The 18,148-nt window shown below is 62.3% G+C and carries 16 protein-coding genes; 3 read left to right on the forward strand and 13 right to left on the reverse strand.

From position 1 onward, the window contains the following. Positions 1 to 21: 21 nt before the first annotated feature. From Q0T48_RS11095 to Q0T48_RS11155, 13 genes are all read right to left on the reverse strand, one after another. Positions 22 to 1,170: a Gfo/Idh/MocA family oxidoreductase gene (locus Q0T48_RS11095; RefSeq protein WP_295956261.1), complete on the reverse strand. Its 1,149-nt coding sequence runs from the start codon at positions 1,168 to 1,170 to the stop codon at positions 22 to 24. Positions 1,171 to 1,181: 11 nt separating this feature from the next. Further along, a complete protein-coding gene (locus tag Q0T48_RS11100; protein WP_295956264.1) occupies positions 1,182 to 2,249 on the reverse strand; it encodes a sugar phosphate isomerase/epimerase in 1,068 nt (355 codons plus the stop codon). Positions 2,250 to 2,272: 23 nt separating this feature from the next. Continuing rightward, the gene (locus Q0T48_RS11105) at positions 2,273 to 3,259 is read right to left on the reverse strand and encodes a LacI family DNA-binding transcriptional regulator (protein WP_295956266.1); all 987 of its coding nucleotides are present in this window, start codon (positions 3,257 to 3,259) and stop codon (positions 2,273 to 2,275) included. Between the two features lie 61 nt (positions 3,260 to 3,320). Beyond that, complete coding sequence (locus Q0T48_RS11110) at positions 3,321 to 3,644, reverse strand: putative quinol monooxygenase (RefSeq protein ID WP_295956269.1); 324 nt, start codon at positions 3,642 to 3,644, stop codon at positions 3,321 to 3,323. A gap of 25 nt (positions 3,645 to 3,669) precedes the next feature. Continuing rightward, positions 3,670 to 4,638 carry an ABC transporter permease gene (locus tag Q0T48_RS11115; protein ID WP_295956270.1) on the reverse strand — a complete coding sequence of 323 codons (969 nt, stop codon included), beginning with the start codon at positions 4,636 to 4,638 and terminating at the stop codon, positions 3,670 to 3,672. Further along, complete coding sequence (locus Q0T48_RS11120; RefSeq protein WP_295956272.1) at positions 4,635 to 7,226, reverse strand: ATP-binding cassette domain-containing protein; 2,592 nt, start codon at positions 7,224 to 7,226, stop codon at positions 4,635 to 4,637. Before Q0T48_RS11120 ends, Q0T48_RS11115 begins: the two co-directional genes overlap by 4 nt. Then, the gene (locus Q0T48_RS11125) at positions 7,223 to 8,392 is read right to left on the reverse strand and encodes a Gfo/Idh/MocA family oxidoreductase (RefSeq protein ID WP_295956274.1); all 1,170 of its coding nucleotides are present in this window, start codon (positions 8,390 to 8,392) and stop codon (positions 7,223 to 7,225) included. Before Q0T48_RS11125 ends, Q0T48_RS11120 begins: the two co-directional genes overlap by 4 nt. 72 nt (positions 8,393 to 8,464) lie before the next feature. Continuing rightward, a complete protein-coding gene (locus Q0T48_RS11130) occupies positions 8,465 to 9,604 on the reverse strand; it encodes a substrate-binding domain-containing protein (protein ID WP_295956277.1) in 1,140 nt (379 codons plus the stop codon). Between the two features lie 75 nt (positions 9,605 to 9,679). Continuing rightward, positions 9,680 to 10,702 (reverse strand): alcohol dehydrogenase catalytic domain-containing protein, encoded by a 1,023-nt coding sequence (locus tag Q0T48_RS11135; RefSeq protein WP_295956278.1) that lies wholly within the window; start codon positions 10,700 to 10,702, stop codon positions 9,680 to 9,682. Positions 10,703 to 10,739: 37 nt separating this feature from the next. Next, on the reverse strand, positions 10,740 to 11,861 hold the full coding sequence (locus tag Q0T48_RS11140; protein ID WP_295956280.1) for a substrate-binding domain-containing protein: 1,122 nt from the start codon (positions 11,859 to 11,861) through the stop codon (positions 10,740 to 10,742). A 45-nt stretch (positions 11,862 to 11,906) separates the two neighbouring features. Beyond that, positions 11,907 to 12,737: a sugar phosphate isomerase/epimerase family protein gene (locus Q0T48_RS11145; RefSeq protein ID WP_295956282.1), complete on the reverse strand. Its 831-nt coding sequence runs from the start codon at positions 12,735 to 12,737 to the stop codon at positions 11,907 to 11,909. Between the two features lie 319 nt (positions 12,738 to 13,056). Further along, positions 13,057 to 14,133, reverse strand: a complete 1,077-nt coding sequence (locus tag Q0T48_RS11150) for an SGNH/GDSL hydrolase family protein (RefSeq protein ID WP_295956284.1) — start codon at positions 14,131 to 14,133, stop codon at positions 13,057 to 13,059. 267 nt (positions 14,134 to 14,400) lie between these two features. Continuing rightward, positions 14,401 to 15,810 (reverse strand): PLP-dependent aminotransferase family protein, encoded by a 1,410-nt coding sequence (locus Q0T48_RS11155; RefSeq protein ID WP_295956287.1) that lies wholly within the window; start codon positions 15,808 to 15,810, stop codon positions 14,401 to 14,403. A gap of 123 nt (positions 15,811 to 15,933) precedes the next feature. On the opposite strand from Q0T48_RS11155, the gene Q0T48_RS11160 reads away from it, so the two are divergent. The 3 genes from Q0T48_RS11160 to Q0T48_RS11170 all read left to right on the forward strand — a co-directional run. Beyond that, on the forward strand, positions 15,934 to 16,863 hold the full coding sequence (locus Q0T48_RS11160; RefSeq protein ID WP_295956289.1) for a DMT family transporter: 930 nt from the start codon (positions 15,934 to 15,936) through the stop codon (positions 16,861 to 16,863). Between the two features lie 15 nt (positions 16,864 to 16,878). Further along, on the forward strand, positions 16,879 to 17,469 hold the full coding sequence (locus Q0T48_RS11165; protein ID WP_295956291.1) for a LysE family translocator: 591 nt from the start codon (positions 16,879 to 16,881) through the stop codon (positions 17,467 to 17,469). A gap of 39 nt (positions 17,470 to 17,508) precedes the next feature. Further along, on the forward strand, positions 17,509 to 18,148 hold a 640-nt coding region (locus Q0T48_RS11170; protein WP_295956293.1), incomplete at its 3' end, for a PLP-dependent aminotransferase family protein.

Genomic DNA, 18,148 nt, shown 5'->3' on the forward strand with positions numbered 1-18,148 from the left:
TTTTCTCCAATGGGGGTGCGTTCAGGACAAAGTGACCCAGCTGCTGCCACCCTGGTGGCTACGCAGCACGGCGTCGATAAAAGCCATGCCCTGGCGCCCGTCGCGCACGGTGGGCATGGGGTGGTGCGCGGTGTCGAACGGCAGGCCTGCGACACGGGCCTGCCAGGCGAGCGAAAAGTCGCGGTAGAGCTGCGCAAAGGCTTCGAAATAACCTTCCGGGTGGCCGGCCGGAAGCCGCGTAGCCAGGGCCGCATCGCCTCCTGCGGGTGTGGCGCCGCGGCGCACGATCTGCGTAGCTTCGCCCAGGCCCGTGAATAGCAACTGGTCAGGGCTCTCCTGGTCGAAATGGATAGCGGCGCGGCTGCCGAAGACCCGTAGTTGAAGCCGGTTGGCACTGCCGGTGGCCACTTGGCTGGCCCACAGCATGCCGCGCGCGCCGCCCTGGTAACGCAGCATGACCTGCACATGGTCGTCCAACGCGCGGCCAGGAACGAACGTGGTCAATTCGGCCGCAAGCTGGTCAACCTGTAGCCCGGTAACGAAACCGGCCAGGTGAAAGGCATGCGTGCCGATGTCGCCCAACGCACCGGCCGGACCTGCACGCTTGGGGTCCGCACGCCACTCGGCCTGTTTTTGGCCGGTCAGTTCCAGCGGTTCCGCTAGCCAGTCTTGGGCGTATTCAACCTGCACCACACGGATGTCGCCTAACGCGCCGTTGCGTACCAGTTCCCGGGCATGGCGCGCCATCGGATAGCCCGAATAGGTATGCGTCACCATAAACAGCAGGCCCTGGCGCTCAGCCAGTTCCAGCAATACATCCGCATGGTCGAGCCGCGTCGTCATCGGCTTGTCGCAGATCACATGGATGCCCTGCTCCAGGAAGGCCTGCGCCACCGGGAAGTGCAGGTGGTTCGGGGTAACGATGACCACCGCGTCGATACCGTCGGGACGCTGCGCCTCACGCCGGGCCATGTCAGCGTAGTCGGCATAGCAACGTTCGGGGTCCAGACGCAGTTCAAGCCCACTGGCCAATGCCCGCTGCGGGTCGGACGACAACGCTCCGGCGACCAGTTCATAGCCATCGTCCAGGCGGGCAGCAGCACGGTGTGCCGCGGCGATGAAACTGCCCTGGCCACCGCCAACGAGGCCGATACGTATGCGTCTTTGCATGTCTGCTTCCATCAAGGGTTTACAGCAGGACCTAGGCCCAGCACATGGGCCAGCATCTGCGGGTCGGTGCCGCTGGCGGCAAAGTCATCGAATGCGCGCTCAGCCACCCGGATGGTGTGGCGGCGGATAAATTCGGCGCCTTCACGCGCACCGTCCTCCGGGTGCTTGAGGCAGCACTCCCATTCCAGCACAGCCCAGCCAGCGTAGTTGTATTGCGCCAACTTGGAAAAAATTGCGCCGAAGTCCACCTGTCCGTCGCCCAGGGAACGGAAGCGCCCGGCGCGCTCCAGCCAGTTCTGGTAGCCGCCATACACCCCCTGCCGGCCGTCCGGCCGGAACTCGGCGTCCTTCACGTGGAACGCTTTGATGCGGGCGTGGTAGATGTCAATAAACGCTAAGTAGTCGAGTTGTTGCAGTAGGAAATGGCTTGGGTCGTAAAGAATGTTTGCGCGCGGGTGGTTGTCGACCGCCGCAAGGAAACGCTCAAAGCTGACGCCGTCGTGCAGATCCTCGCCGGGGTGCAGCTCATAGCAGACATCCACCCCAGCCTCGTCAAAGGCATCCAGCACGGGTAGCCAGCGCCGCGCCAGTTCGGCGAATGCCTGTTCAACCAACCCGGTGGGACGCTGTGGCCAAGGATAGAGATAAGGCCAGGCCAACGCGCCAGAGAAGGTCGCATGGGCGCGCAGGCCCAATCGCTTCGACGCCTGCGCAGCCAACAGCAGCTGCTCGCCAGCCCAGGCGCTGCGCGCTGCCGGGTTGCCGCGCAGCGCGGCGGGTGCGAAGCCGTCGAACAATTGGTCGTAGGCCGGGTGCACCGCCAGCAGCTGCCCTTGCAAGTGGGTCGACAGCTCGGTGATCTGCAAGCCGAACTCTGCTACTTGGCCCAGCAATTCATCGCAGTAAGTCTGGCTTTGGGCAGCCTGCTTGAGATCTATAAGGCCAGAGTTGGTAGGCAGCTGAATGCCTTTGTAACCCATGCCCGCCGCCCAGCGCACCAAATTTGGCAGGGTGTCGAAGGGCGCCGTTTCACCTTGAAACTGGGCGAGAAAGATGGCAGGACCTTGGAGTGTTTTCATGGTTTCTAAATGCAGTATGGGAATCAGGCTGAGCCACGGATGTGCAATTTGTGGTCGAGGACGATGCCTTCGATGGCAGCGTCAGGATTGCGGATGCGCTGCAGCAACAGCTTGGCAGCGGTTTCACCCAGCTGGTGCATCGGCTGCGCCACGGTTGTTAGTTCTGGCTGCACCATCGTGCAGAGCTGGATGTTGTCGAAGCCCATCACCGACACATCGCTAGGCACCGAAAGTCCGGCGTTGCGCAAGCCTTGCATGGCACCAATGGCGAGCGTGTCGGAGACGGCAAAAACCGCATCCGGGCGCAGGCCAGTAGCCAAAATATCGGCAATGGCCTCACGGCCGTGGTCGTAGGTCAAACCCGGGGTGGTGACCATCCCCCCGGCGGGTGGCGTCAGTCCGGCAACGTGCAACGCATTCAGGTAGCCCTCGTGGCGCTGCTGCGAATACAGGAAACGCGGGTCGCTGTTGAGAAAGGCGATGCTGCGGCGGCCACGCTGAACCAAATAACTTACTGCATCGAAGGCGGCGCGGGTGTTGTCGATACCGACGAATGGCACGGCCCCCGCGGGGTCAAACTCGCAACACGCTATCCAGCACAGTTCGCCGGTTTCTTGGCTGAGTTCTTGCTGGATAGTGGCGGGGTCGAGACAGATCGCGCCATCGGCCATGCGGTTGCGCAGCAGATCGAAATAGGTGCGGTCAGCCCCCACGCCCGAACTGGTGTCGCACAGCAGCAGGTGGTAGCCCTCTGCACGCGCTACACCGTCTATGCCGCGCACAATCTCGGCATAGAAGGGATTGCCGAAGTCGGGCACCATGGTCAGCAACAGCCGGCTTTGCGCCGTACGCAGATTGCGGCCCAAAAAATTGGCCCGGTAACCCATTTCGGCAATCACGCCCTCTACCTTTTTGCGGGTTTCCGGACGCACGCTGTAGTTGTTATTTACGACCCGTGATACGGTCGCAGTGGACACCCCGGCCCGTCTGGCAATCTCAATGATGGACATTTCAGACTGTCCTCAATCTTGCCGGAGCCGGGTACTGATTCATGCGCAGCAGCATCTTCATTCACTCTGGCACGCGCACCGCTTGCAAAGGCGCGAGCATTTCATAGTGAACAATCTCCACCGGGCGCGACAGCAGCTCGTCCTGGCGCGCGATGAGCGGCTGGATGTAGGGCATAGCAATGTGCTGCTCCAGGATCGCGCGGCTCGCCCAGTTCTCGTAGAACATGAAGGCGTTGGGGTCCTCGGCGCTAACGTGCAATTGGTACTCGATGCAGCCTTCCTCGGCCCGCGTGGGGCCGATGAAGGACTGCAGCAGCGCCAGCAATTCATCGCGCTTTTCCGGCCGTCCGTGGACGTTACCGATGATGGTGCAACCAGGTTTCATGGTGGGTTTGACCTTATGTTTGGGTTTAACGTTTTTGCTGGCTCAAGGCGACCGCAAGAATGATGATGATGCCCCTGGCGATCAACTGCTGGCTGAACTCCAACCCCATCAGGATCAGGCCGTTATTTATCATGCCTATCATGAGCGCGCCCATGATAGTTCCCACCACGGTGCCGGCACCGCCAAACAAACTGGTGCCGCCGAGCACCGCAGCGGCGATCACCGACAGTTCATCGCCTTCGCCGAGCTGGAAGCGCCCCGACTGCAGGCGGCCCGCGTACAACATGCCGGCGACGGCTGCCGACATGCTGGACAGCATCAGCACCCGCATCTTGATCGAGCGAGTGTCGACGCCGCTATAGCGGGCCGCTGTTTCGTTGCCGCCGGTGGCCAGCACGCGGCGGCCAAAACCGGTGCGCCGCAGCGCCAGGTGGCCGAACACGCCGAACAGCAGCATCCACACCAACAGCGTTGGCACCGGGCCAATGTTGCCACCGCCGAAGAGGAAGGAATAGGTGGGCGCCAGGATAGGGATAGCCGCGGTGCCGCTGACCCACATGGCAATGCCCTTGGCAACACCCAGCATGGCCAGCGTGGTCAGGAAAGACGGAATGCCGATCCGAGTCGTCAGCAGGCCGTTGCACACGCCGACCACCAGCCCAGTAGCCAGACCAGCGCAAACGCCCACGAAGGGCCCGGCAACGTCAATCGCCATCGCGGTAGTTACCGTGGCCAGGCCGGCCACCGCGCCAATCGACAAATCGATCTCGCCAGCGCACAGCACAAAGGTCATAGCCACCGCCATCACCGCAATCATCGCGGTCTGCCGAATGATGTTGAGTAGATTGTTCGGGTCCAAAAATCCCTTGTCGAACAGGGTGATTGAGAAAATTATGAAGATCGCGATAAAGCCAAGATAGATGACGTATTTGCGCCAAGAGGTGGTGAACAGCGCGAGCGGGGAAGGACGCGCAGCCAGCGTGGAAGTGGTCATGAAAAATCTCCTTGCGGTGTAATGTGTTCAAAATTTGGGGCGTTATGGCGGTACACGATCTGCCAGGCGTCGCGCACGTTGTCTTTGTCCACCGGCAGCGCCGGCAGTGCAACGAAGGCGGGCGCCGCCTTTCCAAGCAGGCCGTATCCCGCCAGCAGAGCCTCGATTACGCCCTGGTCGTAAACACGCTGGGCCGCTACGCCTCGCACGTTGCCGCCGCGGGCCATGTCGGCGGCCACCTCTTGGCCCAGGTCGATGGTGGTGACCACCAGATCCGGGCGGGCTGCGGCTCGGGCCGCCGCGATGACGCCTTCGGCCGGTACATCCCAGACCGCCCAGATGCCCTTGAGCTGCGGATGCGCGGCCAGCATGGCCTGCGCCGCCAGCCGCGCCTGCGCCGCAAAGTCGGGACCAGAAATACCCTGCTCGGCGACGATACGGATGCCGGGGTACTGTTCGGCCATAGTCTGTTTGAAGGCCTCGTAGCGCTGGCGCGTCACGAAGAAATCGGCCGCATGGAATACCAACCCGATCTCACCCTGGCCACCCAGCGCCTTGGCCATTAGCTGGGCCGAGGCGACGCCGTTGCCGTGGTTGTCAGACGAGACAGCACTCACGTAATCGCGCCCGGCCACATGGCCCTTGGGCACGTTATCCATATAGATTAGTTGCACGCCGCGCTCGGCAGCATGGCGGTAGGCCGCCGCCGTCGCCACCGGGTCGGTCGGTATCGAGACGATGATCTGCGGGTTAAGCGCCAGCGCAGCCTCGATGTCCTTGACCTGCTGCTCGGCCCGGAAGCCCGCGTCGCTGACTGCGACCACCTCAATCCCCATGACAGCGAACTGCGCCTTCAGCCCTTCGACCTGGGCACGCGACCAGTCGTTTCCGACGTAGTGCATCACAATCGCCGCCTTCGCCTGCATGGCCCGTATCCGGGCTAGCTCCTCGTCGCTGAGTTTGACATTCACCGACAGTTCCGGGGTCTCGCCGTTCGGACCGGTGCTGAAAGTCTTGGCATATTGCTGAGCCCGATTTTGCAGCGCCATCTGCAAATAGCGTTCGGCCAGCAACTGGCGCTCGGCCGGTTCACTGGCGGGCGCCATCACTTCCTCTAGCTCGCTGCCGGGAATGTCGCGCACCAGCTGGCCGTTAGACATGACTACGATACGGTCGCTTGCGGCTAGCAGTTCGGCCAGCTCGGACGAAAGAATTAGCACGGCCTTGCCTTGCTTTGCAAGTTCGCGGATCAGCGCCACGATCTCACCCTTGCTGCCAATATCAATGCCCGCCGTCGGTTCGTCGAGCACCAATACGTCCGGGTTGTTGCCCAGCCATTTGGCGATTACCACCTTCTGCGCATTGCCGCCCGACAGCGTGCTGATGGCACTGTCGGCCGAAGCGGTTTTCACGCGCAACCTCTTGATCAGGCCATCGGCATGTTGTTTGGCTTTGTCGTTCAGCATCCAGGAGAACTTGCTGAGCTTGTCGAGTACCGGCAGATGGATATTCTCGGCCACGCTGTGCGCCGCCACGAAGCCCTGGCGCCGGCGGTCTTCAGGAATTAGCGCGATGCCATGGCGGATGGCGTCGCGGGGGCTCTTGATCGACACCAACTGACCCTTGATGCGGATCTCGCCTGCGGCCAGCGGGTCGATGCCGCATAGCACCCGGACCATGGAGCTGCGGCCGCTGCCCAATAGGCCGGCAACGCCAACCACCTCCCCGCGGTGAACTACCAGGTCAACGGTGTTCTGCGGCCGCCGGGTACCGGACACGCCGCGCAACTCGACCAACGGTTCGCCCAGCGCCGTCTGCCGTTCAAAGTCATGGAAACCAGCTGCGCTTCTGCCGACGATATGCTCAATCATTGTCTGCAGTGTGAACTCGCTGATCGGTGCCGTCATCACGTGCCGACCGTCGCGCAGGATGGTGGCCACGTCGGCGATCTTGAAAATTTCATCCATGCGGTGCGAAACGTAGACGATCGCCACGCCCTTGGCCTTGAGCCGCACCACGAAACTGAACAGCCGGTCGGTCTCAATCGACGACAGCGCCGTGGTCGGCTCGTCGAGTATCAAGATACTCGGCTGCTGCGACATGGCCTTGATGATCTCGGTGAGCTGCTGCTGGCCGGCGCTGAGTTCGGACACCAGCAGGCGGGGGTCGATGTCGATCTCCAGCTCGCTAAACAGTTCGCGCGCCTGGCGCTCGGCCTTGGCGTCGTCGATGAGTCCCAGGCCGTCTCGCCGCTCGCGGGTCAAAAATATATTCTGCGCCACGCTCAGCGTGGGCACGAGGCTCATCTCCTGGAAGATCATTGCAATGCCGGCCTTGCGCGCAGCCTCGGGCGTGTTTTCAGTCAGCGACACGCCGCCGACCTCAATCTTGCTGCCCGCATCGGGCGTGTAAACGCCATTGAGTATCTTCAGGAGGGTCGACTTGCCAGCCCCATTGCCGCCGAGCAGCGCATGAATTTGGCCATTGTGGAAACTCAGGTCGACGTTGTCCAGCGCCCGAATACCTCCGAACGACTTGGACACGCCGGTCATACGCACGGCAACGGCATTCGGGGCGCTGGCGTTCATGCAGGAATCTCAGTCCACAGGCCGGTTTGACCCGAATGCAGGATGGCTTCGGCGATCAGCTCAATGCGGTAACCATCGGCAAAGTTGGGCGATGGTTGCTGGCCGCTGACGATGGCCTTGCACAGGTCGTAGCACTCGACAATCTTAGTTTCGGTGTAGCCAATGCCAAGGCCCGGGATCGGCCACAGGCCATCGCCGTAGGGATGCGCTGGGCCGGTGTAGATGGTACGAAAGCCGCGCACTTCGGCTGGGTCGTCGGCAAATACCACTTGCAATTCGTCGCGGCGTTCGTAGTTGAAGACGATGGAACCGCGCTCGCCATGGATTTCAAATGTCAGGAAGTTGTTGCGGCCGTAGGCATTGCGGGTGGCTTCAATCGAGCCCACCGCGCCGTTGGCGAAGCGCAGCATCGTCAGCATTTCGTCGTCGACGTCGACCGCGCCGCGCGGACCGCTGGCGTTTTTATCGGCCGCGCCAAGCTTGTCCACACCACCACTTTGCAGAGGCCGGGTCTTGACGTAGGTGTGGGTCATGGCGTTAACCGCGCTGATGTCGCCCACCAGGTAGCGCGCCAGGTCAACCACGTGGGTGCCGATGTCACCCACCGACCCGGAGCCAGCGATCTTCTTGTTGAAGCGCCAGGACAACGGCGAATCAGGGTCAGCGCTCCAGTCCTGCAGGTAAGTGCCGCGGAAGTTCAGGATCTTGCCGATACGGCCCTCGGTGATAAATTTATGCGCCAGCGCCACGGCCGGGGTACGGCGGTAGTTAAAGGCGACCATATGGATCACGCCGGCAGCATTTACGGCGTCGAGCATGCCTTTGCTTTCAAGCGCGGTACGCGCCAGCGGCTTCTCGCAAATGATGTGCTTGCCGGCCTGGGCTGCGGCGATGGCGATCTCGGCGTGGCTGTCGTTAGGGGTGACGATGTCAACAATGTCGATATCGGGACGAGCAATCACCGCGCGCCAGTCGCTGGATGCTTCTTCAAAGCCAAAGCGCTGGCGGGCGGTTTCGGCCGCAGCCGGGTTGATGTCAACTACCACCTTGCGTACGGGGATGGCGGGCGCGGGCCAAAAGAACATCGGCATCGCGGCATACGCCAGAGCGTGGGCCTTGCCCATAAAGCCGCCGCCAATCATGGCGACATTGAGAGTTTTGGTCATGGTTATTTCCTTATTTAAAGTGTGGGCCGGGGGCGGCAACTGGCGCCCCCCCGTACAAAACGTTGGCTAAAGTTACTTCATGCTTTTGCGGATGTTGTCTGGCGCATCCACGTGGTAGACCTGCTTCCACGAATCCAGCACATTCGCCTTGGTGGTAGGGATGATTGGCCAGGCGACGAAGGTCGGGGCCTTCTTGCCCAGCAGCGCATATCCACCCAGCAAGGCCTCAGTCACCCCCTGGTCGTATGGACGCTGTGCCGAAACGCCCTTGACATAGCCGCCGCGCGCCATGTCGATGGCGACGTTCTGGCCCAAGTCAACGGTAGTGATGATCAAATCATCGCGACCAGCCGCACGGGCGGCCGCGATCACGCCTTCGGCTGGCACATCCCATACGGCCCAAATACCTTTGAGCTTGCGATTCGAGGTCAACATGGCTCCGGCAGCTTTCTCAGCGTCACCCACAAAGTCAGGACCGCCGATACCTTGCTCGGCGACGATCTTGATGTTCGGGTAGAAGTCGGCCATCACCTTTTTAAAGCCGATGTAACGCTGGCGGGTCTGGAAGAAGTCGGTCGCGGCGTGGAACACCATACCAATCTCGCCGCCGTTTGGACCCAAGGCCTGTGCCATCAGATGCGCCGACGCCACGCCATTACCGTAGTCGTTGGGCGACACATTGCTGAAATAATCAACGCCAGCCTCCAGGCCCTTGGGGTCATTGCCCATAAAGATGATCTTTACACCCTGCTTGGCAGCCTTTTGATAGGCAGCCCGGGTAGCCACCGGATCGGTTGGCACCGAGACAATGATGTCGGGTTTTTGCACCAACACCGTTTCGATGTCGGCAACCTGCTTCTCGGACTTAAAGCCCGCATCGGTGACCGCAATGACTTCGATGCCCATCACTTTGAACTGGGCTTTCAGCCCCTCGACCTGGGCACGCGACCAATCGTTGCCACCGTAGTGCATAACGATGGCGGCCTTGGCCTTCTTGGCTTTGACCTGGTCGATCTCGGCCGCAGTCAACTTGATTTCGGACGCTGGGACCGGCTTTTCGCCGCCTGGTCCAGCGGGTGGCAGCATCGTGGCCACGTCTTTCAACGCGCTGGCAGGGTCATAAGCCAAGGCTGGCACAGTAATACCGAGTGCCATGACAAAACCAGCGGTACATAGCGCTGCGCCGAGGCGGGAAACAGAGAAAGTTTTCATGGAAAAATCCAAAAGTGAGGGCATGGTGGTTGCTAGGAACGCTGCACTGGGTAGTACCCGGTGCGTGGGGGGGGATCACATAACGAAGACGGCCTTTTCGGTCTTTCGTTGGTCGAACAAGCTGAAGGCCAGTGGTGCCTCATCTAAGCTGAAGGTATGCGTGGCTAGTTGCTCCAGGTCGATCTTTTTGGAGATCAACAATTCGGCGATCTCGGCGTATTCGGCAATGCCAAAGTACCAAGAACCCATCAAGGTAATCTGCTTGCGGATCAATTGTTCGCTGGGGCGAATGGTGGTCTCCTTGGACTCGCCGATGAAGGCCACCTTGCCAAAGGGCCGCACGGCATCGAGCGCCATGTTCTGCGCCCCCGGATTGCCCGAACAGTCGATGGCCGCACTCAGCCCGTCGCCGTGGCTGAACTCTTTGATCGAGTCCAGCACGTCAACGGCGGTCGGGTCCAGGGCTAAATCGGCACCGAGCTTGAGTGCAAACTCGCGGCGCTCGGCGATAGGGTCGAAGGCGACGACCCGCGCGCCCAGCGCCTTTGCCGCCAGAATGCCGCTCGAACCCATCGGTCCCATGCCCCAGATACCCAGGGTGCTAGCGCCCGACAGTTCGAGCTTCTTGCAAGCGCTGTACAGGGTGCCGAAAGCATCGGTCGAAATCGCCGCAGCGACGAAGCTCATCGCGTCCGGAATGCGCAGGCAATTGCGCTCGGGTACCACCATATAGTTGGCATTGCCGCCGTGGGCCGTAAAACCAATGCATTTCCAGGTTGGGCACAGGTGAAAGATGCCGCGCCGGCAAGCCGGACAGGTGCCACAGCCCAGCGCTAGGTGCACCGCCACGCGGTCGCCGACCTTCAGTGTCGAGACCCCAGGACCGAGTTCTTCAACGAAACCGGCTGGCTCATGGCCGCAGACAAAGCGGCCGGGCTCGGCATCCCCCAATAACGCATTGCCGTAGTACAGGCTCATATCGCTGCGGCAGATGCAGGAAGCCTTGACGGCGATCTGTACCTCTCCGTAGCCGGGCCGAGGGGGATCGAGCTCGCGCACCACCACCTCTTTATTGCCAGGCAAATAGACTGCTTTCATACTGTGGTCGCTCCAAAGGGTCGATTTAAGAACAAGTTCAGCGCAGGCTGCTCTTGATTTTTTCTGTGGCCGGCACGTGGTAGACGGTCTGCCAAGCCTCCAGCACGTTCTGTTTGGTCACTGGTAAGGCCGGCAGGGCCACATAGGCCGGTGCGGTCTTGCCCAGCAGGCCGTAGCCAGCCAGCAAGGCTTCGGTGACGCCCTGGTCGTAGGGGCGCTGTGCACCCAGGCCCTTGATGAAACCGCCGCGCGCCATTTCAATCGCGACTGTTTCACCCAGGTCGACCGTGGTGACGACCAGGTCGTCTCGGCCAGCGGTGCGCGCTGCGGCAATCACGCCTTCGGCAGGGTCGGACCAGACCGCCCAGATACCCTTGATTTTGCGGTTCGAGGTCATCATGGCGCTGGCGGCCTTGTCGCCATCGCCTGTGAAGTCGGGCCCGCCAATGCCCTGCTCGGCAACGATTTTGATCTTCGGGTAGTCGCTGGTGATGGTCTTTTTAAAAGCGTCGAAGCGCTGGCGTGTGACGAAGAAATCGGCCGCGTGGAAGACGATACCAATCTCGCCCTCGCCTTTCAGTGCCTGTGCCATCAAATGGGCTGAGGCCACGCCGTTGCCGTAGTTGTCAGCTGAAACAACGCTGACATAGTCCTTACCCGCCTGCATTCCCTTGGGCACGTTGTCCATAAATACTAGCTTTACGCCCTGGGCCGCTGCCGCCTTGTATGCCGAGGCCGTGGCCGACGGATCCGCCGGAATCGAGACAATGATCGACGGCTTCTGGGTCAGTACGGTTTCGATGTCGGCGACCTGCTTTTCAGGCTTAAAACCAGCATCGGTGACGGCAATCACCTTGATGTTCATCTTGGCGAACTGGTCCTTCAGCCCGGCAATCTGGGCGCGCGACCAGTCGTTGCCGCTGTAATGCAAGACGATGGCCGCGGTGGCGTTCATCGTCTTGATCTTGGCCAACTCGACGTCGCTGAGCTGCACCGCCGAGGCTGGAGCGGGCTTCTCGCCATTGGGGCCCAGACTCTGCACATTGTCTTTCAACGCCGCCAGCGCAGCTGCGGGATCCACCGCAGCTGCAGGAGTGGAAAGGCCGATGAGCACGGCCGACAGGGCCGCAGCCAAAACGGTGGGAATAGAACGTAGCATAAATGTCTCCTTTTGTTGTTGTGATAAACGCCTGGAGGTCCAGGCCTAATTTTTTTGTGTCACCTCGAAGTCCTGAAAAAACTTGCGCGTGCGCTGCGCCGCGGCCGCTGGTTCGGACCATTCGTCAAGCTCGGTAGTGATCCAACCTTCGAACTTCAGTTCCTCCAGCTTGGCCAGGATGGCGTGCGTGTCGAGGTCGCCCTGGTCCAGTGGCGTGAAACGGAAGGGCGTGCGCTGCCATCCCTTCATATGCACATAGGTAATGCGGTCGAAAAACTCTTCGATCAGCGCTGGCACGTCGGCGCCACCGGCGGCCAAGTGGGCGGTATCCGGGCAGAAACCGATATCGGTCTGCGCGAAGATCTTGCGCACCTGCTCGGGGGTTTCGACGATGGTGCTCAGGTGGGGGTGGTAGTGTGCGCTGATGCCATGCTTGCGGGCAACGGCGGCGGCCTGGTTTAGCGCCGCACCCAACAGTGCGTAGTCGCCCTCGCGGATACCCGCGGCGCGCTGGGCTCCACCGCCCAACACAATGTACTTTCCGCCGACTTCGGCGGTGGCCGCAGACACCCGGTCGATGCGCGCCAGCTCTTCCTCTAGCAGGTCGGGAAAGATAAAGTTGCAGCCGCTGTATGACGCTACCAGTTGCACCCCGGACGCATCCAGCAGGCGGCGCAATTCGACCGGTTGGTAGTCGAGCAGGTTACCGTCGAACATCTCGACACCGTCGAAGCCGGCCTCGGCGATTTCGGCAATGGCGCGCCCCATGTCGGCATAGGTGCGATAGGTCAGACGGGTGGCTGATGTGACGCCAACAGCATCACCGCCCATAGGGCCCCAGCAGTTAGTTTGATAACCCAGTTTCCAGCGCTTCATCAGAGATCCTTTTCATTGCACAATCGGTTTTAGTAAACGTTTACTTTTTTGCAACCATCCTTTGCCGTTTAAATGCGGTTTGACAGAATCCGACCCGTTCAGTTTTGATTGCACGTCGCAATCAAAACTGTTCCGAGCCAAAGTAATCGTTTACTTTTTTTACGAAACGGCCGGTCCTGTTTTGCTGCCCTACCTGATTCCTGCAGCCAACCCTTTTCACGACACGCTATTTTCAGTGGCAAAGTTGTTTGGTGAACGGATGGTAATCGTTTACTTTTTTTACTTATATGGGGGTTTTCCCGCCTCCGTGAAGTTAAATTCAGACGCCCCGCAGCAGGGCCAAATCGACATGCGCGGCCATGGCGGCGTAGCCCCGGTCTTGCAGGTGCAAGTGATCCCCCGAATCGAACTCCGGGCGCAGCCGGGTCGGCGACTGCGGGTCGCGCACTGCCGCGTCGAAGTCAATGACCGCATCAAATTGGCCGGACTCACGTATCCATGCGTTGACCTGGCTGCGCAATATCTCCTTTGCTGGGTCGTAAAAATAGGCAAACGGCCCGTCGCATAACGCTCCGGCAAACGGCGTCAACGTTGCGCCGATGGCGCGCAAACCATGGGCATGGGCACGGGCTATCAACTGGCGGTAGGCACCCGTCAGGGCGGCCACCGTTGGCAGGGGTGCGGCCGGGGCAAGCACCCCCCCTGGCCAGCCGATATCGTTGAGGCCCAGCATCAGAATCATGGTGTCAACACCCGGCTGCGCGAGCACATCCCGGTCGAACCGCGCCAACGCATTAACCCCCATGCCGTCAGCCAGCACGCGCCCGCCCGAGATACCTTGGTTCAGCACCGCCACGGGCGCTCCACCGGCTGCCAGCAAGCGTTCGGCCAGCACATCGGGCCAGCGCCGATTGGCATCGGGCGTCGAGCCGTCGCCATCGGCGATCGAATCGCTCAGCACCACCACCGCGCGCGCCGCAGCCTGGGCCTCGACCCACACGGCACTCAGGAAAAGCCGCGAAGTGAAGCTGGTCTCAGTCGTCAGCTCGGCCTGTGAAACCACATCGCCAGCGGCAATGCAGGCGGTCTGGCGGGCATCGAAATGCAGGGTTGCAGTCGGCGTAATCTCAGGCAAGTAGAGGCTGATCGCCAGGCTGGCCAACGGCGCTACGGGCCACGCCAACGGGTCACTGATGGCGATGGCTCCAGGCGGTATTACCGTTCCACGCTGGCCGTCAAAGCGCAGCGTCTGGCTGGATCCAGCGACGATAGCCGCAGGGCTACGGGCCAAGGCAAGTTCAACTGCGCCAACCACCAGCGGCTGGTCACCATAGGCATTGGACACCACGATGCGCACCCGCTCGCCGCCAATGCTGATGCGCGCAGTCTGGCGCACGGTTTGGTTCCAAAGTTGGCGTGGCAAGCCGATGGCAACCGGGAAGTTTGCAGGCCAGACGGGCTGGGGACTTGCGGCCCAAGTGGCCACCCAGGAGCGTCGCGAATGGGAAGTGGAATCAGGCGCCATCAGATCAATACTTTTTTAAATTGAGTAGCCGGGGTTGCATGACGTTGTGACCGCTTCGGCAGAGCTCGAGCCCCGAATACTACGCGCGATGGATGCAGTAATAGCGGCGGCACACAATCCACGCGCAGTTCGCCCACTTCAGCCCCGCACCCGCGCAAACACCTTCCAAAACGCCGCGTCCTGCGTGTTCGCAAAGTTGATGCGCATCAGGCTGCTGGGCTGGCGGCTGGCGTGGAACAAGGCACCGGGGGCCAGCATGTAACCCTCGTCGAGCATGCGCTGGGCCAGGGCATCGGTGTCTACGCCCGTCTCGACCCAGCCGAACAGGCCGGCGGGCTCGGACGCGAACGTGCAGCCTGCGGCCAGGGCCAGCTTGGTGCTGCGGGTGCGGGCCTGGTCGAGGCGGGCGCGCACGCCCTCGGAGTGGCGGCGCAGCTGGCCCTGGTCGATGCACCAGGCCAGGGCTTTTTCCAGCAGGGACGGAGTGGTCAGCGTGGCCAGCAGCTTGGTGTTGGTGAGCCGGTCCACCAGGGCGGTGGGGGCGGCCAGAAAGCCCACCCGCCAGCCGGGGGCCAGGATTTTGGAGAAGCCACTGGCGTACAGGGTGCGCTGCAGGCCGTCCAGCACGCACAGGCGGGTGGCGTGCGCGGGGGCCAGGTGGCTGTAGGTGTCGTCTTCCACGATGTAGAAATCGTGGGCGTTGGCCAGGGTCAGCACCCGGTGCGCGCTGCCGGGGGTGAGGCAAAAGCCGGTAGGGTTGTGCAGCACGCTCACGCTAACAAACAGCTTGGGCGCGTGTTGCTCGCAGTAGCGGGCCATGACCTCCAGGTTCGGCCCGTCGGCATTGCGCGGCACCGGCAGGATGCGCATGCCCATGGCCTCCAGCCGGGCGAATTCCACCGCCCAGCCGGGTTCTTCGACCATCACGCAGTCACCGGCGCGCAACAGGGTGCGGCTGGCGATGTCCAGCGCGTGGGTAGCCCCCACGGTGGTAATGATCTGCTCGGGCGCAGCAGGAACGTGCAGGCCGAGCAGCTTTTTGGACAGGCTTTGGCGCAGGCCCAGGTCGCCCGCCGGATCGCCGTAGCGGCGCGAAAAGTCGGCTGTGCCCGCGGCCACCCGGCGCACCGCGGCGGGCATGAAGCTGTTGGCCAGCCAGTCGGGCGGCAGCACGCCCATGCCGGGCTGGGGGGTGTCGCTGTCACCCTGGAACATGCCGCGCATCAAGGCGGTGGCGTCGATGGGACGGCGCGCCGGATTTGCTATGGATTGTGTAGCTTTTAGCGCATACAGATCCTGCGCTGGAGCCCCATTTTGCATAAGGTCTCGCACATAAAACCCCCGATTCTTGCGGGCCTCTACCAAGCCCAGCGCCAGCAGCCGGTCGTAGGCCGCCACCACGGTGGAGGCACTCACCTGCTGCTGCTGGGCGCACTGGCGCACCGAGGGCAGGCGCGCACCCGCGGCCAGCAGGCGGCTGCGGATGCGTTCGGCGAAATGGCTGGCGAGCTGCTCGGTGAGGGTCTGGTCGGCGGTCTTCATCAACATGGCGGTGGCTCCTGTGTGCTGGCCTTACGGACAGTACAGTTCAAAAACTGATTTGACAAAGTGTACTGCTAGTGTACTGGCATTGGAACTACATTGAATGCCCACTTTGTTCTACACACCGCCATGACCACCCTCCACGCGACCCTCCCCCTGCCGCCGTCCTCGCAAGGCGGTGCCGAACGCCGTGGCCTGTGGCTGGGCTTGCTGGGGGTGGGCATTTTCGCCCTCACCCTGCCGATGACGCGCATGGCCGTGGGCACGCCCGAGCTGCCGCAGATGTCCGGGGTGTTTGTAGCCATGGGCCGGGCCACCGTGGCCGCGGTGCTGTCGGCGCTGTTCTTACTCGCCACCCGCGCGCCCTGGCCACAGCGGCAGGACTGGGTGCCGTTGCTGCTGACCATGGCCGGTGTGGTGTTTGGCTTCCCCCTGCTCACCTCCATCGCCATGCGCCATGTGGAGGCCGTGCATGCCAGTGTGATCATCGGTGTACTGCCGCTGGCCACGGCGGTAGTGGGTGCGCTGATGCACCGCCAGCGCCCATCCACCGGCTTCTGGCTGTGCGCGCTGCTGGGCAGTGCGATGGTGGTGGCGTTTGCCATGCTGCATTCAGGGCAAACCGGTCTGCACCTGCAGCCCGCCGACAGCCTGCTGCTGCTGGCCATGCTGCTGGGCGCGGTGGGCTACGGTTTTGGTGGGCGCCTGGCGCAGCGCATGCGCGGCGAGCACGTGATCTGCTGGGTACTGGTGTTGGCCCTGCCGATCACCTTGCCCGTGGCACTGTGGACGCAGCCCGCGCAGGCGGTGTCCGTCCACGCCTGGGCCGGTTTTGCCTATCTGGCGGTGTTTTCGCAATGGCTGGGCTTTTTTGCCTGGTACCGGGGGCTGGCGCTGGGCGGCACGGTGCGCGTCAGCCAGGTGCAGCTGGTGCAGCCCTTTTTGAGCATGCTGTTTGCCGTGCCCCTGCTGGGCGAAACGCTGGACGCGGTGACTGTGGGCTTTGGCCTGGCCGTCATTGCGACGGTGTTTGCCAGCAAGCGCATGCCGGTCCGTTGATTGTCAGGAGCTTGTATGGATACCCAACTCTTCGCCGCGCTGACCTTGTTTGCCTTCGTCAGCTCCATCACCCCCGGCCCGAACAACCTGATGCTGCTGGCCTCGGGCTTAAACCACGGCTTTCGCGCCACACTGCCGCACATGGCGGGCATTTCCACCGGGTTCTTCATTTTGCTGGCCGCGGTGGGCCTGGGGCTGGGCCTGCTGTTTGCGCAGGTGCCGCAGCTCTACCTGGTGCTGAAATGGCTGGGCGCGGCCTACCTGCTGTATCTGGCCTGGGGCGTGGCCACCGCCGGGGCTCCAAAAGATGCGGATGCCAGCCAGCCGCTAGGCTTTTGGGGCGCGGCGGGCTTCCAGTGGGTGAATCCCAAAGCCTGGGTGATGGCCGTAGGCGCGTTCAGCAGCTATGTGCCCGCCCACAGCGGCGACGCGCTGGTGCTGGGCGCTGTCGCGTGGTTTGCCGTGGTGGGGATTCCGGCCATCAGCCTGTGGGCCCTGTGCGGTAGCCGCCTGCGCCACTGGCTGCGCATCCCGCGCTACCGCCGGTTTTTTAACGGCACCATGGCGGTTTTACTGGTCGCCTCGCTCGCACCCATACTGGCTTAGCTGACAATCTACTTCTACCCCTTTTGCACAAAGATCACTATGAGCAACCCCTGGACCCTCGCCGCCCGCACCGAAAAAATGAACTCCTCGGTCATCCGCGAAATCCTCAAGGTCACCGAGCGCCCCGGCATCATCAGTTTTGCCGGCGGCCTGCCCTCGCCCAAGACCTTCCCGGTGGTCGAATTTGCAGCGGCCTGCGAAAAAGTGCTGCGCGAAGACGGCAAGGGCGCGCTGCAGTACGCCGCCAGCGAAGGCTACGGCCCGCTGCGCGAAATCGTGGCCGCCCAACTGCCCTGGAAGGTAGAGCCCGCCCAGGTGCTGATCACCACCGGCTCGCAGCAGGCGCTGGACCTGATCGGCAAGGTACTGATCGACAAGGACAGCAAAGTGCTGGTGGAAACGCCCACCTACCTGGGCGCGCTGCAGGCCTTTGCACCCATGGAGCCCCAAGTGATGGGCGTAGCCTGCGACGACGAAGGCGTGGACCTGGACGACCTGACCGCCAAAGCCCCCGGCGGTCGTTTTCTGTACGTGCTGCCCAACTTCCAGAACCCCACGGGCCGCACCATGCCCGAAGCCCGCCGCGCTGCGCTGATCGAGCGTGCCGAGCGCCTGGGCCTGCCGCTGGTAGAAGACAACCCCTACGGCGACCTGTGGTTTGACACGCCGCCGCCCGCGC

The organism is Rhodoferax sp. (assembly GCF_025354435.1).
Taxonomy (GTDB): domain Bacteria; phylum Pseudomonadota; class Gammaproteobacteria; order Burkholderiales; family Burkholderiaceae_C; genus Rhodoferax_B.